Annotated in this window: 22 protein-coding genes, 1 tRNA gene and 1 pseudogene; 18 read left to right on the top strand and 6 right to left on the bottom strand. The window is 67.3% G+C overall.

What is annotated here, in order from left to right:
- Positions 1-256: 256 nt before the first annotated feature.
- Positions 257-1,540: an ANTAR domain-containing protein gene (locus tag AC07OX_RS06030; protein WP_495260235.1), complete on the top strand. Its 1,284-nt coding sequence runs from the start codon at positions 257-259 to the stop codon at positions 1,538-1,540.
- Between the two features lie 25 nt (positions 1,541-1,565).
- Here the strand turns inward: AC07OX_RS06030 and AC07OX_RS06025 are convergent, their stop codons facing one another.
- The 4 genes from AC07OX_RS06025 to AC07OX_RS06010 all read right to left on the bottom strand — a co-directional run bounded on the left by AC07OX_RS06025 (position 1,566) and on the right by AC07OX_RS06010 (position 6,142).
- A complete protein-coding gene (locus tag AC07OX_RS06025) occupies positions 1,566-2,375 on the bottom strand; it encodes an ABC transporter ATP-binding protein (protein WP_070063125.1) in 810 nt (269 codons plus the stop codon).
- Positions 2,372-3,295, bottom strand: coding sequence for a nitrate ABC transporter permease (gene ntrB, locus AC07OX_RS06020; RefSeq protein ID WP_307588913.1), 924 nt, complete (start codon positions 3,293-3,295; stop codon positions 2,372-2,374). The genes AC07OX_RS06025 and ntrB overlap by 4 nt, the downstream gene beginning before the upstream one ends.
- 13 nt (positions 3,296-3,308) lie before the next feature.
- Positions 3,309-4,556, bottom strand: a complete 1,248-nt coding sequence (locus AC07OX_RS06015; protein WP_062475451.1) for a CmpA/NrtA family ABC transporter substrate-binding protein — start codon at positions 4,554-4,556, stop codon at positions 3,309-3,311.
- A 320-nt stretch (positions 4,557-4,876) separates the two neighbouring features.
- On the bottom strand, positions 4,877-6,142 hold the full coding sequence (locus tag AC07OX_RS06010; RefSeq protein WP_495260234.1) for a nitrate- and nitrite sensing domain-containing protein: 1,266 nt from the start codon (positions 6,140-6,142) through the stop codon (positions 4,877-4,879).
- Positions 6,143-6,242: 100 nt separating this feature from the next.
- Here AC07OX_RS06010 and tsaD point away from each other — a divergent pair, with 100 nt between their 5' ends.
- Positions 6,243-7,304, top strand: a complete 1,062-nt coding sequence (gene tsaD / locus AC07OX_RS06005) for a tRNA (adenosine(37)-N6)-threonylcarbamoyltransferase complex transferase subunit TsaD (RefSeq protein WP_492736350.1) — start codon at positions 6,243-6,245, stop codon at positions 7,302-7,304.
- On the opposite strand, the gene AC07OX_RS06000 is transcribed toward tsaD, so the two are convergent.
- Together AC07OX_RS06000 and AC07OX_RS05995 are read right to left on the bottom strand one after the other, a co-directional pair.
- Complete coding sequence (locus AC07OX_RS06000) at positions 7,240-7,998, bottom strand: alpha/beta hydrolase (RefSeq protein ID WP_095949087.1); 759 nt, start codon at positions 7,996-7,998, stop codon at positions 7,240-7,242. The two genes, tsaD and AC07OX_RS06000, sit on opposite strands and share 65 nt — an antisense overlap.
- A gap of 190 nt (positions 7,999-8,188) precedes the next feature.
- Complete coding sequence (locus tag AC07OX_RS05995) at positions 8,189-8,557, bottom strand: Hsp20/alpha crystallin family protein (protein WP_489058757.1); 369 nt, start codon at positions 8,555-8,557, stop codon at positions 8,189-8,191.
- A 127-nt stretch (positions 8,558-8,684) separates the two neighbouring features.
- Here AC07OX_RS05995 and AC07OX_RS05990 point away from each other — a divergent pair, with 127 nt between their 5' ends.
- From AC07OX_RS05990 to nuoF, 16 genes and pseudogenes are all read left to right on the top strand, one after another.
- Positions 8,685-9,968 (top strand): branched-chain amino acid ABC transporter substrate-binding protein, encoded by a 1,284-nt coding sequence (locus tag AC07OX_RS05990; RefSeq protein ID WP_492736348.1) that lies wholly within the window; start codon positions 8,685-8,687, stop codon positions 9,966-9,968.
- 30 nt (positions 9,969-9,998) lie between these two features.
- Positions 9,999-11,168, top strand: a pseudogene (locus tag AC07OX_RS05985) (pyridoxal phosphate-dependent aminotransferase); the annotation flags it as partial.
- An 11-nt stretch (positions 11,169-11,179) separates the two neighbouring features.
- Positions 11,180-11,974 carry a helix-turn-helix transcriptional regulator gene (locus tag AC07OX_RS05980; protein ID WP_495260233.1) on the top strand — a complete coding sequence of 265 codons (795 nt, stop codon included), beginning with the start codon at positions 11,180-11,182 and terminating at the stop codon, positions 11,972-11,974.
- 83 nt (positions 11,975-12,057) lie between these two features.
- The gene (locus tag AC07OX_RS05975; protein ID WP_495260232.1) at positions 12,058-13,068 is read left to right on the top strand and encodes a DMT family transporter; all 1,011 of its coding nucleotides are present in this window, start codon (positions 12,058-12,060) and stop codon (positions 13,066-13,068) included.
- Positions 13,065-13,331 (top strand): 30S ribosomal protein S15, encoded by a 267-nt coding sequence (gene rpsO, locus AC07OX_RS05970; protein ID WP_056579564.1) that lies wholly within the window; start codon positions 13,065-13,067, stop codon positions 13,329-13,331. Before AC07OX_RS05975 ends, rpsO begins: the two co-directional genes overlap by 4 nt.
- A gap of 204 nt (positions 13,332-13,535) precedes the next feature.
- Positions 13,536-15,872 carry a polyribonucleotide nucleotidyltransferase gene (pnp, locus tag AC07OX_RS05965; RefSeq protein ID WP_307635449.1) on the top strand — a complete coding sequence of 779 codons (2,337 nt, stop codon included), beginning with the start codon at positions 13,536-13,538 and terminating at the stop codon, positions 15,870-15,872.
- 90 nt (positions 15,873-15,962) lie between these two features.
- The gene (locus AC07OX_RS05960) at positions 15,963-16,961 is read left to right on the top strand and encodes an NAD(P)H-quinone oxidoreductase (RefSeq protein ID WP_495260231.1); all 999 of its coding nucleotides are present in this window, start codon (positions 15,963-15,965) and stop codon (positions 16,959-16,961) included.
- A 13-nt stretch (positions 16,962-16,974) separates the two neighbouring features.
- Positions 16,975-17,739, top strand: coding sequence for a triose-phosphate isomerase (gene tpiA, locus AC07OX_RS05955; RefSeq protein WP_095746059.1), 765 nt, complete (start codon positions 16,975-16,977; stop codon positions 17,737-17,739).
- Positions 17,740-17,777: 38 nt separating this feature from the next.
- Positions 17,778-18,188: a preprotein translocase subunit SecG gene (gene secG / locus AC07OX_RS05950; protein WP_495260230.1), complete on the top strand. Its 411-nt coding sequence runs from the start codon at positions 17,778-17,780 to the stop codon at positions 18,186-18,188.
- 119 nt (positions 18,189-18,307) lie between these two features.
- Positions 18,308-18,392, top strand: a tRNA-Leu gene (locus tag AC07OX_RS05945).
- A gap of 67 nt (positions 18,393-18,459) precedes the next feature.
- Entirely contained in the window at positions 18,460-18,819 is a 360-nt protein-coding gene (locus AC07OX_RS05940) for an NADH-quinone oxidoreductase subunit A (protein ID WP_055805154.1), read from the top strand.
- Positions 18,820-18,834: 15 nt separating this feature from the next.
- On the top strand, positions 18,835-19,314 hold the full coding sequence (locus tag AC07OX_RS05935; protein ID WP_007837763.1) for a NuoB/complex I 20 kDa subunit family protein: 480 nt from the start codon (positions 18,835-18,837) through the stop codon (positions 19,312-19,314).
- 13 nt (positions 19,315-19,327) lie between these two features.
- Entirely contained in the window at positions 19,328-19,939 is a 612-nt protein-coding gene (locus AC07OX_RS05930) for an NADH-quinone oxidoreductase subunit C (RefSeq protein ID WP_495260229.1), read from the top strand.
- A 5-nt stretch (positions 19,940-19,944) separates the two neighbouring features.
- Positions 19,945-21,198, top strand: a complete 1,254-nt coding sequence (locus AC07OX_RS05925) for an NADH-quinone oxidoreductase subunit D (protein ID WP_062475408.1) — start codon at positions 19,945-19,947, stop codon at positions 21,196-21,198.
- Between the two features lie 10 nt (positions 21,199-21,208).
- Positions 21,209-21,751, top strand: a complete 543-nt coding sequence (locus tag AC07OX_RS05920; RefSeq protein WP_062475406.1) for an NADH-quinone oxidoreductase subunit NuoE family protein — start codon at positions 21,209-21,211, stop codon at positions 21,749-21,751.
- Entirely contained in the window at positions 21,751-23,091 is a 1,341-nt protein-coding gene (nuoF, locus tag AC07OX_RS05915; RefSeq protein WP_070063112.1) for an NADH-quinone oxidoreductase subunit NuoF, read from the top strand. Before AC07OX_RS05920 ends, nuoF begins: the two co-directional genes overlap by 1 nt.
- Positions 23,092-23,102 lie beyond the last annotated feature (11 nt).

Below are 23,102 nucleotides of genomic sequence, written 5' to 3'. Positions count from 1 at the left end.
TTCAAAGGTGCAAAAAGCCGCGGCGCGACCGGGCAGCGGTCGTGTCGACGGACAGGGGTGGAGTCGGGGTACCGGCGGCGAACGCCGTCGGCATGGGGGTGAGCCCGGCCCGAGGAGGGCCGGGTTGGATGCAGGAACCTGCAGCCTCACCAAAGCGGTGCTTCGTTACACCGTGCCCCCTTCGATGCAAGAGGCGTGCCTGCGAATGCAGGCTGGCGTGGCCTATGCTTCCCGGGCCTTGCCACACCTTGCCGCCATGTCCCTTCTCGTCGTCCTTTCCCCTGAACCCGCTGAAGGCGAGCCCTTGCCGGCGTCGCTGCAGCAGTCGATCGATGCCGCGGGCGTCGCGGTGCTCGGGCGCGCGGGCTGCCACACGCTGGTGCAGCGCACGCAGGCGCTTGCACCGTCGATGGTCCTGGTGCATCTGGATGCAACAGAGCCGCAGCTCGACGCGCTGCTCGATGCGCTGGCCCCCTGGGGCGGCGCACCGCCGTGCGCCCTGGGCGTGATGAGCGCGCCGCTGGACGGCGCGCAGCACGCGGCGCTCGTGGCCGCGGGCGTGCACGGGTGGGTACCCATCGAGAGCGCCGATGCGCTCGCCGCATTGATCGCGCAGGCGCAGGCCCGCTGGACCCGCGAGGCCGCGCTGCGCACCGAACTCGACGCCCTGCGCACCCGCATGGACGAGCGCAAGTGGGTCGACCGTGCCAAGGGCCTGCTGATGTCCGCGCGCGGCATCGGCGAGGACGAGGCCTTCGGCCTGCTGCGCGGCGCCGCGATGCACGCCAACCTGCGGCTGGGCGAGGTGTCGCGCTCGGTCATCGAGGCCGCGCAGTGGGCCGAGGCGATCAACCGCGCGGGCCAGCTGCGCATGCTCTCGCAGCGGCTGGTGCGCGTGGCGGCGCAGCTCGCGGCCGGCATCGATGCGCAGCGTGCGCGCGTGCTGCGCACGCAGTCGACCGAGCGGGTGCAGCAGACGCTGGATCATCTGACGGCCCTCGAGCTGGGCCCGGCCGGCGTGCAGGCGCTCGGCGAGGTGCAGGCGGCGTGGCTCGCGCTGGCCGCGCTGCTGGTTGCCAAGCCCGCGTCGCAAGGGCTGGCCGCGATCGATGCGCGCGGCGAGGCCTTGCTGTCGGCGGCCGAGTCGCTGACGGACGCGTTGGAGGCCTCGGGTGCGCGGCGCGCGCTGCGCATCGTCAACATCTGCGGACGGCAACGCATGCGCGCGCAGCGGCTGGCCAAGGACGCGCTGCTGGCCTCGACGCTCGCGGCCGGCGCCTCGCGCGAGCGGCTGCTGCCGACCATGAACGAATTCGAAGCCGCGCTGCTGGAGCTGGAGCGTGCCCCGCTCAGCTCGCCCGAGATCCGCGCCGGGCTGGCGAGCGCGCGCGACGAGTGGCTGCGTCTCGTCGGCGGCGTGCAGGCGCTCGACAGCGCCGAGGGGCGCGCCACGCTGGTGCGTTCCAGCGAGGCGCTCGTGGACACCTTCGAGCGCCTCACGGGGTGGTACGAGCACAGCCTGCAGGTCATCATGTCCTGACGCCGGTTGTGCGGCACCTGCTGGATCAGGCCGCGGCCTTCTCCACATGCGCCTGGCGCGTGTAGAGAAAATCGATCACCGCCTTGCGCGCGTGCACATAGGCCGGGTCTTCGGCCAGCGCGACACGGTTGCGCGGACGCGCGATGTCCACCGCCAGCACGTCGCCGATGGTGGCGGCCGGGCCGTTGGTGAGCATCACGATGCGGTCGCTCAGCAGCACGGCTTCGTCGACATCGTGCGTGACCATGACGACGGTGCTGCGCGTCTTCTGCACGATGGCGAGCAGTTCATCCTGCAGCTTGGCGCGGGTGAGGGCGTCGAGCGCGCCGAAGGGCTCGTCCATCAGCAGCACCTTGGGCTCCATCGACAGCGCACGCGCAATGCCCACGCGCTGCTTCATGCCGCCCGAGATTTCGCCGGGGCGCTTTTGCGCGGCGGGCGTGAGGCCCACCAGCGCGAGCGCCGCGTCGGTGCGCTCGCGCAGTTGCGCCTTGTTCTCGGTGGCCGCGAACACGCGTTCGACCGCGAGGTACACGTTCTCGAAGCAGGTGAGCCAGGGCAGCAGCGAGTGGTTCTGGAACACCACGGCGCGCTCGGGGCCCGGGCCCTTGATCTCCTTGTTGGCGCACAGCAGCACGCCCTGCGTGGGCGTGGTGAGCCCGGCAATGAGGTTCAGCAGCGTCGACTTGCCGCAGCCCGAGTGGCCGATGAGCGTGACGAACTCGCCCTTGGCCACGTTCAGGTTCACGTCGCGTAGCGCGACGAAGCGGCCCTTGGGCGTCTTGAACGCCTGCTCGACGTTGTGGATCTCGATGTACTTCGAATCGTCGTTCATGATTTCACCTCTTCGAACGTGAATGCGGTGGCGAGCTTGATGAGGGCGAACTCCAGCACCAGGCCGACGATGCCGATCACGAAGATCGCGATGATGATGTTGGCGACGTTGAGGTTGTTCCACTCGTCCCACACCCAGAAGCCGATGCCGACGCCGCCCGTGAGCATCTCGGCCGCGACGATCACCAGCCACGCGGTGCCCACCGCCAGCCGCACGCCCGTGAGCATGTAGGGCAGCACGGCGGGAAAGAGGATCTTGGTGAGGATCTTCCATTCACTGAGGTTCAGCACCTTGGCCACGTTCATGTAGTCGCTGGGCACGCGCTGCACGCCCACGGCGGTGTTGATGACCATCGGCCAGATCGAGCAGATGAAGATGGTCCAGATCGCGGCCGGGTTGGCGCCCTTGAACACCAGCAGGCCGATGGGCAGCCAGGCGAGCGGCGACACCGGGCGCAGCAGGCTGATGAGCGGGTTGAACATGCGCGAGAGGAACTCGAAGCGCCCGATGGCGAAGCCGGCCGGAATGCCGACCGCCGCCGCCAGGCCGAAGCCCAGCGCCACGCGCTGCAGCGACGACAGCACGTTCCAGCCCACGCCCTGGTCGTTCGGCCCCTTGCTGTAGAACGGGTCGCTGAACACCGTGAGCGCCTGCTGCCAGGTGGCCAGCGGTGAAGGAAAGCCGGTGGTGCTTTTCATGGCGACGATCTCCCACACCAGCACCAGCAGGCCGAAGCCCAGGAACGGCGGGAGCACGCGCATCCAGAAGGCGCGCAGGTCCAGGGGTGCGCGGGTGCGAGGCGCAGGTGCTGCAACAACCGCTGCAACAGCGGAGGCGGGTGCCAGGGGCCTGGACACCACGGGCGCGGCGACCTGCGAGGCCACGGCGTCGAGCGGGGAATGGAAGACAGCGCTGACCATGGTGCGTTTCTCCTCAGACATGGAGCTTGAAAGACTCGGCGTACTTCTTCGGGTCCTTGCCGTCCCAGACGGTGCCGTCGAAGAGCTTGCTGGTGCGCAGCACGTCCTTGGGCACGGGCGTCTGCGTGGCGGCGGCGGCCTGCTTGTAGATGTCGATGCGGTTGATCTCGGTGGCCACCTTCAGGTAGTCGGGGTGCTCCTTCAGCAGGCCCCAGCGCTTGTGCTGCGTGAGGAACCACATGCCGTCCGAGAGGTACGGGAAGTTCACCGCGCCGCCGTTGTAGAACTTCATGTGGTTGGGGTCGTCCCAGCTCTTGCCCAGGCCGTTGGTGTAGCGGCCCAGGATGCGCTGGTTGATGGCGTCCACGCTGGTGTTGACGTAGCTCTTGTCAGCAATGGTTTCGGCCATCTTGTTCTTGTTCTGCAGGCCGGTGTCGATCCACTTGCCGGCCTCGAGGATCGCGGCCGTGACGGCGCGCGCGGTGTTCGGGTACTTCTTCGTGAACTCCGCGGTGCAGCCCAGCACCTTCTCGGGGTGGTCCTTCCAGATGTCCTGCGTCGTGATGCCCGTGAAGCCGATGCCGTCCATGATCGCGCGCTGGCCCCAGGGCTCGCCCACGCAGTAGCCGTCCATGTTGCCCACACGCATGTTGGCCACCATCTGCGGGGGCGGCACGGTGATGTTCTTCACGTCCTTGAACGGATCGATGCCGGCCGAGGCGAGCCAGTAGTAGAGCCACATGGCGTGGGTGCCGGTGGGGAAGGTGTGGGCGAAGGTGTATTCGCCCTTTTCCTTGGCGATGAGCTTGGCGAGCGAGGCCGCATCGACCGCGCCCTTGTCGGCCAGCTTCTTCGACAGTGTGATGGCCTGGCCGTTGTTGTTCAGGGTCATGAGCACGGCCATGTCCTTCTTCGGGCCGCTCACGCCCAGGTGCATGCCGTAGACCAGGCCGTAGAGCACGTGCGCCATGTCGAGGTCGCCGTTCACGAGCTTGTCGCGCACGCCGGCCCAGCTGGCTTCCTTGCTCGGCACGATCTTCACGCCGTACTTCTTGTCGATGCCCAGCACCGAGGCCATCACCACGCTGGCGCAGTCGGTCAGCGGGATGAAGCCGATCTTCACTTCTTCCTTCTCGGGCTTGTCCGAGCCCTGGGCCCAGACGGCGGCGCGCAGCGCGGGGTCGATGCCCACGGCGCCGAGGGCGGCGGCCTGCAGCACGCGGCGCCGGCTCAGTTTGGTTTTCAGCAGCAGATCGGACATGGGCGGGGCTCCAGAAGTGAAAGACAAAAACGAAAAGGCGTCCGCACCGCGCAGGGGCTGCTCGTGAACGAGCCCTTGCGGGATGGGGACGCCTTTGTCCGGTTCGGTGGGCCGCACCCGCCGTTGGGTGCAACCTGCCTTTGAGACCTTGCGGTCCCGTGCCAAGGACTACGCAAGCGACGTGCCAGCTCGAACCCGCCGTTGGGAGCTATGGAAAAGATAGCTGGCAGGGCGCGCCGGCGCAGGGGAAAGTTCCTGCTGGCTCGCTAACCCGGGCGACGCACAACTGTTGTGCGCTGCACCAATCCAAGCGGCGCGGGTCAGCGCCGCGGTGCAGGCTCGAGCGGCAGGTAGTCGGCCATGGCCAGCATCGACTCGGCCACGTCGACGAGGCGGCGCTTCTGGTTCATGGCGGTCTGGCGCAGCATCTTGTGCGCCTCGGCCTCGCTCAGGCGCCGGTGCGCCATCAGCAGGCCCTTGGCGCGCTCGACGATCTTGCGTTCGTTGAGCGAGGCGCGCACGGTGTCGAGCTCGTCGCTCATGGCCTGCAGGCGCTGCGACTGCTCCTGGACCATGTCGAGCACCGAGCGTTCGAGGTGGCGCCCGAGCTGCGCGGGCGTGGCGTCCTGCGCCTGCTGAGCATCGTCGAAGAAGAGCGCGCCGCCGGCCTGCGGGGCCAGCGTGCCGAGCAGTTGCCGGTAGGCCGCCAGCTCGCTGCGCGCCTGGGCGGTCTTGTGGTCGCACAGCGCGCGCAGGTCGGCCGAGAGGCGGTTCTCGACCGTCTGCATGGCGTCGATGCGCCGCGTGCAGCAGTCGAACCAGGCCTGGCTCAGCAGCGCGTCGGCCGGCACCGAGGTGGCGCCCTTGCGGCGCAGGCGTTCGAGTTCGGCCAGCACGGCGTCCGACTGGCTGTCGTGCCACAGCGTGCGCACCGCGTCGCCCGAGAAATCGATGAACACCTGGAAGCAGCGCTCCTGCGACTCGATGAGGTGGCGCCACTGCTGGCGCTGCGCGTCGTCGCCCCGGCCCAGCGCGAGCGCGGCGGCGCCGAAGGCGCGCTCCTGGCCGGCGAACTCCTTGCCCTGCATGAAGTTGAACATCGCCACCAGCAGGCGCGAGATCTCGGGGTCGGTGGCGCCGTCGGCCGCCTCGAACACCACGGCCAGCAGGCCGGCCACCAGCTTGGCGAAGGCGGCCACGGCCTGCGCGGGCTGGAGCTCGAGCGCGTCGATGCGCCGGCGCAGCGCGGGCAGGGCGTCCAGGCCGGGCAGCACCCAGGCGATGCGGCTGAACAGGCGCGCGCCGTGGCCGGCGCCCACCGCGCGGTGGTGCTCGGCCTCGAGCCGGTCGAAGCCGGCGCGCACCTGCTGCTCGAGCGCCAGGCATTCGGCGATCTGCGGTGCGCGCTGGTCGGCGAAGCGCCCGCCGTGCGAGGCCAGGAACACGTTCGACATGCCGCGCTCTCGCTGCAGCGCATGCACGAGCCGCCCGATGGCGCCGACCAGCTCGCTGGTGCGCGCGAGCTGGTCCAGCGCGTCGATCTCGCATCGGCGCGCGGCGATCAGGAAGCTCAGGCCGGAAGTCATTCGTGGGGGCGCGGAAGGGGCGCCTTCCGCTCGTGCAACTTCCGTGCCTCGCTTGCCCCTTCGCCGGCGCCGCCGGCGGGCGGCCCCTACACTCGGCGCCATGCTCTTGTTGGGAATCGAATCATCCTGCGACGAGACCGGCGTGGCGCTGGTCGAGTCGCACGGCGACGCGCTGCCGCTGCTGCGTTCGCACGCGCTGCACAGCCAGATCGCCATGCACCAGGCCTACGGCGGCGTGGTGCCCGAGCTGGCCAGCCGCGACCACATCCGTCGCGTGCTGCCGCTCACCGAAGCCGTCATGGCCGAGGCCGGGCGCTCGCTGGCCGAGATCGACGTGGTGGCCTACACGCGCGGCCCGGGCCTGGCCGGTGCGCTGCTCGTGGGCGCGGGCGTGGCCTGCGCACTGGGTGTGGCGCTGGGCAAGCCGGTGCTGGGGGTGCATCACCTCGAAGGGCATCTGCTGTCGCCGTTCCTGAGCGCCGATCCGCCCGAATTTCCGTTCGTGGCGCTGCTGGTGTCGGGTGGTCACACGCAGCTGATGCGGGTCGACGGCGTGGGCCGCTACGAACTGCTCGGCGAGACCATCGACGACGCGGCCGGCGAGGCCTTCGATAAGAGCGCCAAGCTCATGGGCCTGCCGTACCCCGGCGGCCCCTGGCTCGCGAAGCTGGCCGAAGAGGGCGACGCCGCGGCCTTCAAGCTGCCGCGCCCGCTGCTGCACAGCGGCGACCTCGACTTTTCGTTTGCCGGCCTGAAGACGGCCGTGCTCACGCAGGCCAAGAAGCTCGGCGACCAGCTCGAGGCGCGCAAGGCCGACCTGGCCGCCTCCACGCAGGCGGCGATCGTCGAAGTGCTGCTGAAGAAGTCGCTCGCGGCGCTGGACCAGACCGGCCTGAAGCGGCTGGTGGTGGCCGGCGGCGTGGGGGCCAACAAGAACCTGCGCGAGCAACTGAACGCGGCCTGCGCCAAGCGCAAGGTGCGCGTGCATTACCCCGAGCTGCATCTGTGCACCGACAACGGCGCCATGATCGCCATGGCCGCCGCGATGCGTCTGCAATCAGGCCTGTCGCAGGCCTCGGAGCGCTACGCCTTCGACGTCAAGCCGCGATGGCCGATGGCATCGCTGATGACGCCCGAGACGCCGCTGCCGGAAACCGTGTAGCCGGCTGCGGCCGTGCACGCCCCAGCGAGGGCAGCGGCAGCACGTCGAGCACGTTGCGCCACAGCTGGCGCCACTCGGGCCAGTCGTGGCCGCCTTCGGTCGTGAACACGCGCCCCGGCGGCAGGGCGTCCGCCAGCAGCTTGTGGTTGCTGGCAAAGCGGTCGGCCAGGCCGAAGCCCAGGTACAGCGGCGGCAGGTCCTGGGAAGGCTTCGGCGCCAGGTACTGCTGGAAGAAGGGCCAGAGCTTGCGGTCGGGTTCCTCGTCGGGCTGCGGCCCGGTGGGCGCCTGCCAGGCGCGCAGGCCGCCGGCCTTCTTGATCTCAGCGCCGAGCACGCGGCGCCCCAGGTAGGGCGCCAGCGCCACGATGCCATCCACCGAGCCCGGCCGCGCCAGTTCGTGGATCAGCGCGCCGAATCCGCCGATGGAAATGCCGACCAGCCAGATCGAGGTGTAGCCCTTGGCCCGCTGGGGCTCGATGACGTCGGCGTGCAGCCGCTCGCTGAGGGTCTGGTCGTAGTAGTAGGAGACGTCCGCATCGACCAGCAGTGCGTCGGCTGCGAGGTGCCGCTCGCGCACGGCGCTGATGAAACCCTCGCGCTCGAACTCTTCGGGTTTGAGGTAGGCCCCTGGCAGGAAGATCAGGAGCGTGTCGGACCGTTCATTGTCATTGGCTGACTGCAGGTGCGTTTTCATGGTGCCTTGAGGCACACCCGCTGTCCGCACCGCCCGGGAACTCGATGCGTTTACGAGATGCCCACGAAGAAGAAAGTACTAATAAATCGTCACATCATGTGACGTTATCCGGCACTATTGTGAATACGGCGCTTGTTTAAAGTCAAAACAAGCTGTCACTAACATTTTCTTCGTGGGGGCATCGCCGGGACTAGTTGATCTGCAAGTGCGAAACCTGGCTTGCCGGCACCAGCTTGCCGAGCTTGAGGGTCAGCACGCCGTTCTCCAGCTTGGCTTCGCTGGTGGCCAGGTCGATGGCTTGCGGCAGCTCGTAGGCGAGCTTGATCTGGCGCTTGGCTTCGGCCTTGCTTTCGATGCGGACCACGGCGCCTTCGATGGCCACCGACAGGTCTTCACGCGACAGGCCGGGCACGTCCAGCGACAGGGTCCAGCTCTTGTCGTCCTGCTCGACCAGGGGCGAGCGGCGGGCGCCGGCAAAAGCCTCGTTCACGAAGCGCTCGAAAGCGCGGTCATGGGTACGGGGAGCGAAATGCGCGCGGTGGGTGGGGGTGAAGAACATGGCGAAAACTCCTGGGTGAATGAACACAATGGGGACATGGAATGTGTGTCCCTTACACTGCGCGGCCTTTCCATCGTGAGTGCCGCTTGACACCTCATCTAGGCGCATCGGCACGCGTTTCAAGACAATGAAAACCCCCTTTATTTGGCGCCGCCAGGCCTTGAAATTCGCAGCGGCGGCGCTATGCGCGACCCCGTTCGCCGGCCTGGCCCAGGCCCCGCAACCCGCCCCCATCCGGCTGGCGCTCATCGAGAGCATGAGCGGCCCGTTTGCCAACACCGGCGAGGCCGTGTTCCGCAACCTGCAGTGGGCCGTGGAGCGCGTGAACGCGCGCGGCGGCGTGAAGCTGCCCGGCGGCGCGCGACCACTGCAACTGGACCGCTACGACAGCAAGGGCCAGAACGAAGAAGCGCTGTCGGCGCTGCGCGCGGCCATGGACGACGGCACCCGCATCGTGCTGCAGGGCAACTCGTCGGTGACGGCCGCGGCGCTGATCGATGCCATCGACAAGAACAACGAGCGCGACCCGTCGCGCCGCGCGATCTTCCTGAACTACTCGGCGGTCGATCCGGTGCTGACCAACGAGCGCTGCAGCTTCTGGCACTTCCGCTTCGACGCCCATGCCGACATGCGCGTGGCCGCGCTGATGGACGTGGTCAAGGACGACGCGGCGCTCAAGCGCGTCTACCTGATCGGGCAGGACTACAGCTTCGGCCAGGCCGTGCTGCGCGAATCGCGCCGCCAGCTCGGCGCGCAGCGCCCCGACGTGGAGATCGTCGGCGACGAGCTGCACCCGATGGGCAAGGTGAAGGACTTCGCGCCCTACGCCACCAAGATCCTCGCCAGCGGCGCGCAGGCGGTGGTCACCGGCAACTGGGGCAACGACCTCACGCTGCTCGTGAAGGCCGCGCGCGAAGCCGGCTTCAACGGCAGCTTCTACACCTTCTACGGCAACGCCCTGGGCGCGCCGGCCGCCATCGGCGACGCGGGCATCGGCCGCGTGGTCGCCGTGGCCGACTGGCTGCCGAACGTGCAGACGCCGCAGTCCGAGGCCTTCTACCGGGCCTTCCGCACGCGCTTTCCGCGCCCGGCCGACGACTACGTGCACATGCGCATGCAGCTTCTGGTCGAGTCGCTTGCGCAGGCGCTGGAACGCGCGGGCAGCACCGAGGCCGTGCCGCTGGCGCGCGCGCTGGAGCAGGCCGACGTGAGCCTGTACGGCCAGCGCGGGCGCATGCGCGCGGCCGACCACCAGTTCCAGCAGCAGCTCGTGGTCGGCGTGATGGACAAGCAGGGCAAGCCCGGCGTGCAGTTCGACGTCGAGGGCTCGGGCTACGGCTTTCGCGTGATCAAGACGATTGCGCCCGAGCGCGCCGAGCAGCCCACGTCCTGCAAGATGAAGCGCCCTTGAGGCAGACGACACCCGACAGCACAGGAACCCCCAGACATGCGTGAAGCCATCCACCACCTCGAAGCCTCGAAGATCCGCGAAGTCGCCAATGCCGGCATGGGCCGCGACGACGTGCTCGCCTTCTGGTTCGGCGAGAGCGACGAGGTCACTCCCGAGGTGATCCGCCAGGCGGCCATCGAGTCGCTGCAGCGCGGCGAAACCTTCTACGCCCACAACCTCGGCCTGCCCGAACTGCGCGAAGCCATCGCGCGCTACACCAGCCGCCTGCACCCGACGGTCGACGCCTCGCGCATCGCCGTCACCTCGGGCGGCGTGAGCGCGCTGATGCTCGCGGTGCAGGCGCTGGTCGACGCGGGCGACGACGTGGTCGCTGTCACGCCCGTGTGGCCCAACCTCACGGCGCAGCCGGCGATCATGGGCGCGCAGGTGCGCACCGTGCCGCTGGTGCCGGTGAACGGGCAGTGGACGCTCGACCTGCCCGCGTTGCGCGCGGCGGTCACGCCCAAGACGAAGCTGCTGATCGTCAACGCGCCGAACAACCCCACGGGCTGGACGATGACGCGCGACGAGCAGCAGGCCGTGCTCGACCATTGCCGCGAAACCGGCACCTGGATCCTGGCCGACGAGGTGTACGAGCGGCTGTACTTCGAGCCCACGCCGAACGGCTGCGCGCCGAGCTTCCTCGACATCTCGACGCCCGACGACCGCCTCGTCGTCACGCACAGCTTCTCGAAGAGCTTCCTCATGACCGGCTGGCGCCTCGGCTGGCTGGTGCTGCCGCCGGCGATGGTCGACGGCATCGGCAAGCTGATCGAGTTCAACACCTCGTGCGCCAGCGTGTTCACGCAGCGCGCCGCCATCGCGGCGCTCGAGCACACGGCCGACATCACGCCGCGCGTGGTCGCGCACCTGAAGCAGTGCCGCGACACGCTGGTGCCGCTGCTGGCGGCGGTGCCGGGCGTGCAGGTGGCGCCGGCCAAGGGCGGCATGTATGCCTTCTTCCGGCTCGAAGGTTTCGGCGATTCGCTCGAGCTCGCCAAACGCCTGGTCGCCGAAGCGGGCCTGGGGCTCGCGCCGGGCAACGCCTTCGCGCCCGAGGCGCAGGGCTGGCTGCGCTGGTGCTTCGCGTCGAAAGACCCGCAGCGGCTGGTGCAGGGCGTCGAGCGGCTGCGCGGCTGGCTGGCCAAGCAGCAGGGCTGAGGCATTCCGGCATGGCCTCGAGGTCCGCGCCCGTCGATGCCGTGCGCATCCGCGGATCGGCGCTGCCGGGCCTGCAGGCGATTGCGGCCGAATCGAGCCGCAGCTTTCCGCGCCACATGCACGACGTGTTCGGCATCGGCGTGATGGACCGCGGCGGACAGCGCTCGGCCAGCGGGCGTGGCGCGGTCGAGGCGGTGCGCGGCGATGTCATCACGGTGAATCCGGGCGAGGTGCACGACGGTGTCGCGATGCGCGGTGAAGCGCGGGCCTGGCGCATGCTGCACCTGGCGCCCGTGCTGCTGTCGGACGGGGTGCCGACGGGGTTCGAGCTGACGCGGCCGGTGCTGAGCGATCCGGCGCTGCGACAGGGCTTCGACCGGCTGTTCGCGGCCGTCGTCGAAGGTGACGACGCGTTGGCGCTGGAGCAGGGCGTGCTGCAGCTGCTGCGCGATGCGCCCGGCGCGCGGGCTCCTGAGGCGCCGAAGCGCGTGGCGCCGGCAGCGATGGAGCGCGCACGTGCGCGCATCGCCGACGACTGCCTCCACGCGCCCACGCTCGCCGAACTGGCGCGCGAGGCCGGTCTGAGCCGCTACCAACTGCTGCGCGGCTTCGCGGCCGCCTTCGGGCTGCCGCCGCATGCCTGGCTGCAGCAATGCCGGCTGTCGCGCGCCCGCCGGCTGATCGCGCAGGGCAGGGCGCTGGCCGATGCCGCGGCCGGCGCGGGCTTCTCTGACCAGAGCCACATGACGCGGGCCTTCGTGCGCTTCCTGGGCTTCACGCCCGGGGCGTACGCGGCGGCGCGCTAGCTCGATTCCTGCAATTTCGTTCAAGACCGCCGCGCCCCTGGCGGGAGACGCTCGCGCTTTCTGCAGAACGGAAGGCGATCAGGATGTCGGAACGAAGCAAGGGAATGTGGCTGTGCGCGCTCGCGATGGTCACGGTCGGCAGCACGGTGGTCGCGAGCAAGCTCATCGCGAGCGGCTTGCCGCCGTTCACGGCGACCGCGCTGCGCTTTGCGCTGGCGCTGCCCGTGTTCGTGGCGCTGATGGGGTTCATGCGCGTGCGCTGGCCGCGCCCGGACCGCCACGACGCCGTGCTGCTGCTGTGCCAGGCGGCGGCGGGCAGCGTCGGCTACACGGTGCTGCTGATCCTGGGCGTGCGCTGGGCGCCGGCCGCCGATGCGGGCGTGGTGACCGGCACGCTGCCGGCGATGGCCGCGCTGGTGGCTGTGCTGGCACTGCGCGAGCGGCCGGGGCGCTACCTGGTGGGCGGGATCGTGCTCGCGAGCCTGGGCGTGCTGGCGATCACGCTGCGTCCGGGCGAAGGGGGCGGCGAGCGCACGTCGACCGCGCTGCTTGGCAACCTGCTGGTGCTGGGGGCGGTGGCGCTCGAGTCGCTGTTCATCCTGCTCAACAAGCGGCTGCGCGTGCCGCTGGCGCCGCTCGTGCAATCGACGGCGATGGTCGCGCTGGGACTGCTGCTGTCCGTGATTCCGGCGCTGCTGGAACGCGCCTGGCTTCAGCCGGTGCCGGCCGAGGCGCTGGCCGGGGTGGCCTACTACGCGCTGGTGCCGACGGTGGCGGGTTTCCTGCTCTGGTACGCGGGCGCCGCCCGGCTGCGCGGTGCCGAGGCGGCGCTGTTCACGGCGCTGATGCCAGTGTCGGCGCTGGTCCTGGCGGCGTGGTGGCTGGGGGAGGCCGTGGGGTGGGCCCAGATCGCCGGCGCCGCCTGCGTGCTGGGGGCGGTGGGGCTGGTTTCGCTTGACGGAAGGCGGCGGGAGGGAGCGGTCAAGCCGGCCGATGTATACTCCCAAAGCTTTGCATGCCGCAAGGCGCACGGTGAGGGCAGTTCCAGTGCTCACCGCAAGTCAAACATCCCGGAACAAGGAAATTCAACATGATCGCAGCCTCCATCAAGGCCGAAGTTGTCAAGGACAACGCCCGTGCAGCCAACGACACCGGCAGCCCCGAAGTGCAAGTCGCACTGCTGACCGCCCGTATCAACGAGCTGACCCCCCACTTCAAGACGCACGCCAAGGACCACCACGGTCGTCGCGGCCTGCTGCGCATGGTCAGCCGCCGTCGCAAGCTGCTCGACTACCTCAAGTCCAAGGACGCCGAGCGTTACACCGCGCTGATCGCCAAGCTGGGTCTGCGCAAGTAATTCGAATCGCATGAAAAAACGCCTGGGTTAGTCCGCTAGCTCAGGCGTTTTTTACTTCGCGATCCACTTTCGGAGTGCCCAACAGAGCGAAGCTGTGTCATTCCAATGAAGTTCGTCCCGAGCTTCGCTGGAATGGCATCGTGTTCTGAGCAGCCTCCGCCCCTTGCGAATCCTGTGTGATTCGCTATCAAAATAGGAGCAACAATGAGCCTCTTCAACAAAATCACCAAGTCCTTCCAATGGGGCGACAAGACCGTCGTCATGGAAACCGGTGAAATCGCCCGCCAGGCGACCGGCGCCGTGCTGGTCGACATCGACGGCACCGTGATCCTGGCGACCGTGGTCGCTTCCAAGACCGCCAAGCCCGGTCAAGATTTCTTCCCGCTGACCGTCGACTACATCGAGAAGACCTACGCCGCGGGCAAGATCCCCGGCAGCTTCTTCAAGCGCGAAGCCAAGCCCAGCGAACACGAAACGCTGACCAGCCGCCTGATCGACCGTCCGATCCGCCCGCTGTTCCCCGAAGGTTTCCTGAACGAAGTGCACGTGGTGATCCACACCGTGTCGCTGAACCCTGAAGTCGACGCCGACATCGCCGCCATGATCGGCGTGAGCGCCGCCCTGTCGATCTCCGGCATCCCGTTCAGCGGCCCGATCGGTGCCGCCCGCGTGGGTTACATCAACGGCCAGTACGTGCTGAATCCGGGCCCCACGGCCCGCAAGGATTCGCAGATGGACCTCGTCGTCGCCGGCACGCAAGCCGCCGTGCTGATGGTCGAATCCGAAGCCCAGCAGCTCAGCGAAGAAATCATGCTGGGCGGCGTGGTGTTCGGTCACGAGCAGGCCAACATCGCGATCAACGCGATTCACGACCTCGTGCGCGACGCCGGCAAGCCGGAATGGCTCAAGGAAGGCACCTGGGTGCCTGAAGCCAAGGACGAAGACTTCATCGCCAAGATCAACGGCCTGGCCGAAGAAAAGCTGCGCGCCGTCTACCAGATCCGCAGCAAGCAAGCCCGCACGCAAGCCCTGCGCGAAGCCAATGCCAGCGTCTTCACGGCACTGAAGGCCGAAGGCGCCGAGTTCGACGCCGGCAAGGTCAGCGACCTGCTGTTCGCGATCGAATCGCGCATCGTGCGCGGCCAGATCCTGCAAGGCGAGCCGCGCATCGACGGCCGCGACACGCGCACCGTGCGCCCCATCGAAATCCGTAACTCCGTGCTGCCCCGCACCCACGGCTCGGCGCTGTTCACGCGCGGCGAGACGCAGGGCCTGGTCGTCACCACGCTCGGCACCGAGCGCGACGCACAGCGCATCGACGCGCTGGCCGGCGAGTACGAAGACCGCTTCCTGTTCCACTACAACATGCCTCCCTTCGCCACCGGTGAAGTGGGCCGCATGGGCTCCACCAAGCGCCGCGAAGTGGGCCACGGCCGCCTGGCCAAGCGCGCGCTCGTCGCCGTGCTGCCGACCAAGGAAGAATTCCCGTACACCATCCGCGTGGTGTCGGAAATCACCGAGTCGAACGGTTCCTCGTCGATGGCTTCGGTCTGCGGCGGCTGCCTCTCGATGATGGACGCCGGCGTGCCCATGAAGGCGCATGTGGCCGGTATCGCCATGGGCCTGATCAAGGAAGACAACCGCTTCGCGGTGCTGACCGACATCCTGGGCGACGAAGATCACCTGGGCGACATGGACTTCAAGGTGGCCGGCACGACCAACGGCATCACCGCGCTGCAGATGGACATCAAGATCCAGGGCATCACCAAGGAAATCATGCAGGTCGCACTGGCACAGGCCAAGGAAGCGCGCATGCACATCCTGGGCAAGATGCAAGAAGCGATGGGCGAGGCCAAGGCCGACGTGTCGCAGTTCGCACCGCGCCTGACCACGCTGAAGATCAACCCCGAGAAGATCCGCGACGTGATCGGCAAGGGCGGCGCCGTGATCCGTGGCCTGCAGGAAGAAACCGGCACGACGATCAACATCGACGAAGACGGCACCATCACCATCGCCTCGACCGATCCGGAAAAGGCCGAATTCGCCAAGAAGCGCATCGAGCAGATCACCGCTGAAGTCGAAATCGGCAAGGTCTACGAAGGCCCGATCACCAAGATCCTGGACTTCGGCGCACTGGTCAACCTGCTGCCCGGCAAGGACGGCCTGCTGCACATCAGCCAGATCGCGCACGAGCGCGTCGAGAAGGTGACCGACTACCTGAGCGAAGGCCAGATCGTGAAGGTCAAGGTTCTCGAGACCGACGAAAAGGGCCGCGTCAAGCTGTCCATGAAGGCTCTGACCGAGCGTCCGGCCGGCATGGAATACAGCGAGCGCCCGCCGCGCGAAGACCGTGGCGATCGCGGCGACCGTGGCGGCGACCGCCGCGAGCGTTCGGACCGTGGCGACCGCGGTGACCGCGGCGGCGATCGTGGCGAGCGCGCACCGCGTTTCAACGACCAGCAGCAACAGCCCCGCGGCGAGCAGCAACAGCAGCCCGCCGGCGAGTCGCAGCAGCAAGCGCCGCGCGAACCGCAGGAGTAAGCAGTGAGGTGCGACGGCCTGTGCCGTCGCCTCTCGCGTGGACAGTGGTGATGCCCGCCCCGTGCGGGCATCCGAGCCTCGGAGACCCCCATGAAAGCCATTGAGATCACTTCGTACGGCGCCCCCGAGGTGCTGCGCGTCGCTGCGCGTCCCGACCCGGTGGCGGGCGAGGGTGAGCTGCTGATCCGCGTGGCGGCCAGCGGCGTGAATCGCCCGGACGTGCTGCAGCGGATGGGGCACTACCCCGTGCCGCCCGGTGCCTCCGACCTGCCGGGCCTCGAAGTGGCCGGCGAGATCGTGTCGGGCGACGCCAAGGCGCTGGCCGATGCGGGTTTCCAGGTCGGCGACCGGGTGTGCGCGCTGGTGGCCGGTGGCGGCTATGCCGAGCTGTGCGTGGCGCCCGTGGCGCAATGCCTGCCGGTCCCCAAGGGCTGGAGCGACATCGAGGCGGCCTCGCTGCCCGAGACCTTCTTCACCGTCTGGAGCAATGTGTTCGAGCGCGGCCGCCTGCAGAAGGGCGAGACCCTGCTGATCCAGGGCGGCTCCAGCGGCATCGGCGTCACGGCGATCCAGATCGCCAAGGCGCTTGGCGCGACCGTGATCGTCACGGCCGGCAGCGACGACAAGTGCGAAGCCTGCCTGAAACTCGGCGCCGACCACGCGATCAACTACCGCACGAGCGATTTCGTCGAAGTGGCGAAGCAGCTCACGGGCGGCAAGGGCGTGGATGTGGTGCTCGACATGGTGGCCGGCGACTACGTGGCACGCGAGGTCGAGTGCCTGGCCGAAGACGGTCGGCTCGTGATCATTGCGGTGCAGGGCGGTGTGAAGAGCGAGATCAACGCGGGCCTCGTGCTGCGTCGTCGGCTCACGATCACCGGCTCGACGCTGCGTCCGCGGCCGGTGGCGTTCAAGGGCGCCATCGCCAAGGCTTTGCGTGAAAAGGTCTGGCCGTTGCTCGAAAGCGGCGCGGTCAAGCCCGTGATCCACAGCACCTATGCGGCAGCAGGTGAGCCCAGCGGCGCGGCCCAGGCTCACACCCTGATGGAATCGAACCAGCACATCGGCAAGATCGTGCTGACTTGGTGAGACGAACAACGCGATGACAACCTTCAAGAAACTGATTGCCGGCAACTGGAAGATGAATGGCGGCCTGGCCGCCAACGAGGCGCTGGTGAAGGCCCTGCAGCAAGGGCTGGCCGCCAGCCCCGCGGCCTGCGGTGTTGCATTGTGCGCGCCTGCGCCGTACTTCGCCCAGCTGCAATCGCTGCTGGCGGGCACGCCGTCGCTGGCCCTTGGTGCGCAGGACATTTCGGCGCACCCGCAAGGTGCGTTCACCGGTGAGCAGTCGGCGGCGATGCTGAAGGATTTCGGTGTGCGCTATGCCATCGTGGGCCATTCGGAGCGTCGCCAGTACCACGGCGAAACCGACGATGCCGTGGCGGCCAAGACGGCGGCGGCGTTGGCGAACGGCATCACGCCGATCGTCTGTGTCGGCGAGACGCTGGCAGAGCGCGAAGCAGGGCAGACCGAAGAGATCGTCAAGCGCCAGCTGGCCGCGGTGATCCATGTGAATGGCCACTGCATCAGCGAGATCGTCGTGGCCTACGAGCCGGTCTGGGCTATCGGCACGGGCAAGACGGCTTCGCCGGAACAGGCGCAGGCGGTGCATGCCGTGCTGCGTGCACAACTGCACCATGCCGCGAGCGAACACGCCGCGGGCATCAAGATTCTGTACGGCGGCAGCATGAATGCGGCGAATGCCGCCGAACTGCTGGCGCAGGCCGACATCGACGGCGGCCTCATCGGCGGCGCCTCGCTCAAGGCGCCCGACTTTCTGCAGATCATTTCTGCCGCTGCACGCTGATCGCGGCAACGGCAGCCATCACTTAGGAGTAAGAACGAATGAACGTGGTCCTCAATCTTCTGGTCGGCGTGCAAATGCTGGCGGCGCTGGCAATGATCGGCTTGATCCTGATCCAGCACGGCAAAGGTGCCGACATGGGTGCGGCCTTCGGCAGCGGCAGTGCAGGCAGCCTGTTCGGCGCCAGCGGCAGTGCCAACTTCCTCTCGCGCACCACGGCTGTGCTGGCTGCGGTGTTCTTCGCCTGCACGCTGCTGCTGGCCTACTTCAGCCACGCACGTCCTGCGGGCGGCGGCAGCCTGCTGGAGCGCGCCGCCGTGGGCGCACCTGCTGTACCGGCTGCTCCCGCGACAGGCGCTGCGGGCGAAATCCCCGCTGCAGCAGCACCTGCCAAGGCCGCTTCGGCGCCTGCTGCACCCGTTTCGGGCCCCGGCCAGATTCCGGCCAAGTAATCAGGTTGTTTTCATGCAGCCGTTCGTGAGAAACGGCTTCATTTCAGGGTAAACTCTAAATCTGTTCAGAAAGCCAAATGCCTCAACGGCACCTCATGCCATCTGGACAGTTAAAAACCGCGGTCGTGGTGAAATTGGTAGACACGCTATCTTGAGGGGGTAGTGGCGAAAGCTGTGCGAGTTCGAGTCTCGCCGACCGCACCAAATCTCACCGGCAGAAGATCTCTTTCCAGAGGCTCTTCTGTCGGTGGCAAGCGGTGAAAATTTCTCGATGAACCTCGATTCCTACCTTCCCGTCCTTTTGTTCATTTTGGTCGGGGTCGGCGTAGGCGTCGCCCCGCAAGTCATCGGATACATCCTCGGGCCCAATCGGCCCGACGCTGCGAAGAACGCGCCCTACGAGTGCGGCTTCGAAGCCTTCGAGGATGCGCGCATGAAATTCGACGTGCGCTATTACCTCGTCGCGATTCTCTTCATCCTCTTCGATCTCGAGATTGCCTTTCTCTTTCCGTGGGCCATTGCGCTCAAGGAAATCGGCGCTGTTGGCTTCTGGGCCATGATGATCTTTCTCGCCATCCTCGTCGTGGGCTTCGTCTACGAGTGGAAAAAAGGCGCGCTCGACTGGGAATGACAAGGAAGCTACACGATGGCCATTGAAGGCGTTCTCAAAGAAGGCTTCGTCACCACGACCTACGACTCGGTCGTGAACTGGGCGAAGACCGGATCTCTCTGGCCGATGACGTTCGGCCTCGCATGCTGCGCGGTCGAAATGATGCACGCGGGCGCTGCCCGCTACGACATCGACCGTTTCGGCATGCTGTTCCGCCCCAGCCCGCGCCAGTCCGATCTGATGATCGTGGCCGGCACGCTGTGCAACAAGATGGCGCCGGCGTTGCGCAAGGTCTACGACCAGATGCCCGAACCGCGCTGGGTGCTCTCGATGGGCTCCTGCGCGAACGGCGGCGGTTATTACCACTACAGCTATTCAGTGGTGCGTGGCTGCGACCGCATCGTGCCGGTCGACGTCTATGTGCCGGGTTGCCCGCCCACCGCTGAAGCACTGCTGTACGGCGTGATCCAGCTGCAGCAGAAGATTCGTCGTACCAACACCATTGCCCGCGCCTGAGAGATTGCCGACGATGACTGACTTTGCAATTTCGCCGGAGGTGCTGCGCGCCACTGTTGCCGAGACGCTCGGCGCCAAGGCCAAGAGCGTGACGGTTGCGCTCGAAGAAGTGACCGTCGTGGTCAGCGCCGCCGACTACATCGATGCGGCGTTGCTGTTGCGCGATGCGCCCGGCTGCCGTTTCGAGCAGCTGATCGACCTGTGCGGCATGGACTATTCCGACTACCGCGAAGGCGAGTGGCAGGGCGAGCGCTACGGCGTCGTCTCGCACCTGCTCTCCGTGAGCCTCAACCAGCGCGTGCGCCTGAAGGTGTTCGCGACCAGCGAAGACCTGCCCGTGATCGACTCGCTCCAGCCCGTCTGGAGCGCTGCCACGTGGTTCGAGCGCGAAGCCTTCGACCTGTACGGCATCGTGTTCGACGGTCACGACGACCTGCGTCGCATCCTGACCGACTACGGCTTCATCGGCCACCCGTTCCGCAAGGACTTCCCGGTGTCGGGTCACGTCGAAATGCGCTACGACGAAGAGCAGAAGCGCGTGGTCTACCAGCCGGTCTCGATCGAGCCGCGCGAAATCACGCCGCGCGTGATCCGCGAAGACAACTACGGCGGCGGTTTGCACTGACAGATATGGCCGAAATCAAGAACTACACACTCAACTTCGGTCCCCAGCACCCCGCAGCACACGGCGTGCTGCGCCTGGTGCTCGAGCTGGACGGCGAAGTGATCCAGCGTGCCGACCCCCACATCGGCCTGCTGCACCGTGCGACCGAGAAGCTCGCCGAATCGCGCACCTTCATCCAGTCGCTGCCCTACATGGACCGCCTCGACTACGTGTCGATGATGTCCAACGAGCACGCCTACTGCCTCGCCATCGAGCGGATGATGGGCCTCGATGTGCCGATCCGCGCGCAGTACATCCGCGTGATGTTCGCCGAGATCACCCGCCTGCTGAACCACCTGCTGTGGCTCGGTGCGCACGGTCTCGATTGCGGCGCGATGAACATGCTCATCTACTGCTTCCGCGAGCGTGAAGACCTGTTCGACATGTACGAGGCCGTGTCCGGCGCGCGCATGCACGCGGCGTACTTCCGTCCGGGTGGCGTCTACCGCGACCTGCCGGATTCGATGCCGCAGTACAAGGTCAGCAAGATCAAGAATGCGAAGGCCATCGAGAAGCTCAATGAGAACCGTCAGGGCTCGCTGCTGGACTTCATCGACGACTTCTGCAAGCGCTTCCCGAAGATGGTCGACGAGTACGAGACGCTGCTCACCGACAACCGCATCTGGAAGCAGCGCACCGTGGGCATCGGCGTGGTCACGCCGGAGCGCGCGCTGAACCTGGGCTTCACCGGCCCGATGCTGCGCGGCTCGGGCGTCGAATGGGACCTGCGCAAGAAGCAGCCCTACGACGTCTACGACCAGATGCAGTTCGACGTGCCCGTGGGCAAGACCGGCGACTGCTACGACCGCTACCTGGTTCGCGTGGAAGAAATGCGCCAGGCCAACAAGATCATCCAGCAGTGCTCGGCATGGCTGCGCGTGAATCCGGGTCCGGTCATCACCAGCAACCACAAGGTCGCCGCGCCCGCGCGCGAATCGATGAAGGCGAACATGGAGGAGCTGATCCACCATTTCAAGCTCTTCACCGAAGGCTTCCATGTGCCCGAAGGCGAAGCGTATGCCGCCGTCGAGCACCCCAAGGGCGAGTTCGGCATCTACCTCGTGAGCGACGGCGCCAACAAGCCGTACCGCCTGAAGATCCGCGCCCCGGGCTTCCCGCACCTCGCTGCCCTCGACGAAATGTCGCGCGGCCACATGATCGCCGACGCTGTCGCGGTGATCGGCACGATGGACATCGTGTTCGGCGAAATCGACAGGTGAGAAAGAGCGAATGACGACTTCCTCAACCCATCACCATGACGCGGCGCCCTCGGCGCCGTTGAAGGCTGCCATCCTCGAGCGCTTTGCGCGCGAGGTCGCGAAGTACCCCGAAGCCGGCAAGCAGTCGGCCGTGATGGCCTGCCTGGCCATCGTCCAGCAGGACGAAGGCTTCGTGAGCGTGCAGCGCGAGCGCGAGATCGCCGCCTACCTCGGCATGGCGCCCATCGCCGTGCACGAGGTGACGACCTTCTACAACATGTACAACCAGCATCCGGTGGGCAAGTTCAAGCTCAACGTGTGCACCAACCTGCCGTGCCAGCTGCGCGATGGCGTCACCGCGCTCGTGCATCTCGAGAAGAAGCTGGGCATCAAGATGGGCGAGACCACGGCCGACGGCCTGTTCACGCTGCAGCAGAGCGAATGCCTGGGCGCCTGCGCCGATTCGCCCGTGATGCTGGTCAACGACCGCACCATGTGCAGCTTCATGAGCAACGACAAGCTCGACCAGCTCATCGACGGTTTGCGCAGTGCCAAGCCAGGGGAGGCTTCGTGATGACGCCCGAACAGGTTCTCTCGCAATTCCAGGCCACCGGTGTCCAGACCTGCTTCCATGACCGCCACATCGGCGCTCAGATCTATGCAGGCCTGGACGGCACCAACTGGCACCTGGCCGACTACGAAGCGCGCGGCGGCTACCAGGCGCTGCGCAAGATCCTCACCGAGGGCCTCACGCCCGACCAGGTGATCGCCGAAGTGAAGGCCTCGGGCCTGCGCGGCCGTGGCGGTGCGGGTTTCCCGACCGGCCTGAAGTGGAGCTTCATGCCCCGCCAGTTCCCGGGCCAGAAGTACCTCGTCTGCAACTCGGACGAAGGCGAGCCCGGCACGTGCAAGGACCGCGACATCCTGCAGTTCAACCCGCACATCGTGATCGAAGGCATGGCCATCGCCGCGTATGCGATGGGCATCAGCGTGGGCTACAACTACATCCACGGCGAGATCTTCCAGAGCTACGACCGCTTCGAGGCCGCCCTCGAAGAGGCGCGCGCTGCCGGCTACCTCGGCGACAAGATCATGGGCAGCACGTACAACTTCCAGTTGCACGCCGCCCACGGCTTCGGTGCCTACATCTGCGGCGAAGAAACCGCGCTGCTCGAATCGCTCGAAGGCAAGAAGGGCCAGCCGCGCTTCAAGCCGCCGTTCCCAGCCAGCTTCGGCCTGTACGGCAAGCCGACCACCATCAACAACACCGAGACCTTCGCGGCGGTGCCCTGGATCATCCGCAACGGCGGCCAGGCCTACCTCGAGTGCGGCAAGCCGAACAACGGTGGCACCAAGATCTACTCGGTGAGCGGTGACGTCGAATTGCCCGGCAACTACGAAGTGCCGATGGGCACGCCGTTCTCCAAGCTGCTCGAGCTGGCCGGCGGCGTGCGCAAGGGCCGCACGCTCAAGGCCGTGATCCCCGGCGGCTCGTCGTCGCCGGTGCTGCCGGCCGACATCATGATGGCCTGCACCATGGACTACGACTCCATCGCCAAGGCCGGCTCCATGCTGGGCTCGGGCGCCGTGATCGTCATGGACGACACGCGGTCGATGGTCGAGTCGCTCAAGCGCCTCTCGTACTTCTACATGCACGAGTCCTGCGGCCAGTGCACCCCCTGCCGCGAAGGCACGGGTTGGCTCTACCGGGTGGTGGACCGCATCCACAACGGCCAGGGCAAGCCCAGCGACATGCAGCTGCTGGACTCCGTGGCCGGCGACATCATGGGCCGCACCATCTGTGCGCTCGGCGATGCGGCAGCCATGCCCGTGCGCGCCATGATCAAGCACTTCCGCCATGAGTTCGAGGCCCTGATCCCGGGTCACGTCCCGACGGCGCCCGTCAAGGCCTGAGTGCGAGAAGA

The organism is Variovorax sp. GW821-FHT09D07 (assembly GCF_059416345.1).
This window is presented reverse-complemented; position numbering and strand designations above follow the sequence as displayed.

Bases quoted from the DNA above. Each gene is read 5' to 3' on its own strand.
- pnp (WP_307635449.1), top strand. From the start codon at position 13,536: ATGAGCCTCTTCAACAAAATCACCAAGTCCTTCCAATGGGGCGACAAG.
- rpsO (WP_056579564.1), top strand. From the start codon at position 13,065: ATGATCGCAGCCTCCATCAAGGCCGAAGTTGTCAAGGACAACGCCCGT.
- AC07OX_RS05940 (WP_055805154.1), top strand. From the start codon at position 18,460: ATGAACCTCGATTCCTACCTTCCCGTCCTTTTGTTCATTTTGGTCGGG.
- AC07OX_RS06025 (WP_070063125.1), bottom strand. From the start codon at position 2,375: ATGAACGACGATTCGAAGTACATCGAGATCCACAACGTCGAGCAGGCG.
- AC07OX_RS05995 (WP_489058757.1), bottom strand. From the start codon at position 8,557: ATGTTCTTCACCCCCACCCACCGCGCGCATTTCGCTCCCCGTACCCAT.
- AC07OX_RS05920 (WP_062475406.1), top strand. From the start codon at position 21,209: ATGACGACTTCCTCAACCCATCACCATGACGCGGCGCCCTCGGCGCCG.
- AC07OX_RS06015 (WP_062475451.1), bottom strand. From the start codon at position 4,556: ATGTCCGATCTGCTGCTGAAAACCAAACTGAGCCGGCGCCGCGTGCTG.
- AC07OX_RS06030 (WP_495260235.1), top strand. From the start codon at position 257: ATGTCCCTTCTCGTCGTCCTTTCCCCTGAACCCGCTGAAGGCGAGCCC.
- AC07OX_RS06000 (WP_095949087.1), bottom strand. From the start codon at position 7,998: ATGAAAACGCACCTGCAGTCAGCCAATGACAATGAACGGTCCGACACG.
- tpiA (WP_095746059.1), top strand. From the start codon at position 16,975: ATGACAACCTTCAAGAAACTGATTGCCGGCAACTGGAAGATGAATGGC.
- AC07OX_RS05980 (WP_495260233.1), top strand. From the start codon at position 11,180: ATGGCCTCGAGGTCCGCGCCCGTCGATGCCGTGCGCATCCGCGGATCG.
- AC07OX_RS05925 (WP_062475408.1), top strand. From the start codon at position 19,945: ATGGCCGAAATCAAGAACTACACACTCAACTTCGGTCCCCAGCACCCC.
- AC07OX_RS05930 (WP_495260229.1), top strand. From the start codon at position 19,328: ATGACTGACTTTGCAATTTCGCCGGAGGTGCTGCGCGCCACTGTTGCC.
- AC07OX_RS05975 (WP_495260232.1), top strand. From the start codon at position 12,058: ATGTCGGAACGAAGCAAGGGAATGTGGCTGTGCGCGCTCGCGATGGTC.
- secG (WP_495260230.1), top strand. From the start codon at position 17,778: ATGAACGTGGTCCTCAATCTTCTGGTCGGCGTGCAAATGCTGGCGGCG.
- nuoF (WP_070063112.1), top strand. From the start codon at position 21,751: ATGACGCCCGAACAGGTTCTCTCGCAATTCCAGGCCACCGGTGTCCAG.
- AC07OX_RS05990 (WP_492736348.1), top strand. From the start codon at position 8,685: ATGAAAACCCCCTTTATTTGGCGCCGCCAGGCCTTGAAATTCGCAGCG.
- AC07OX_RS06010 (WP_495260234.1), bottom strand. From the start codon at position 6,142: ATGACTTCCGGCCTGAGCTTCCTGATCGCCGCGCGCCGATGCGAGATC.
- ntrB (WP_307588913.1), bottom strand. From the start codon at position 3,295: ATGGTCAGCGCTGTCTTCCATTCCCCGCTCGACGCCGTGGCCTCGCAG.
- AC07OX_RS05935 (WP_007837763.1), top strand. From the start codon at position 18,835: ATGGCCATTGAAGGCGTTCTCAAAGAAGGCTTCGTCACCACGACCTAC.
- tsaD (WP_492736350.1), top strand. From the start codon at position 6,243: ATGCTCTTGTTGGGAATCGAATCATCCTGCGACGAGACCGGCGTGGCG.
- AC07OX_RS05960 (WP_495260231.1), top strand. From the start codon at position 15,963: ATGAAAGCCATTGAGATCACTTCGTACGGCGCCCCCGAGGTGCTGCGC.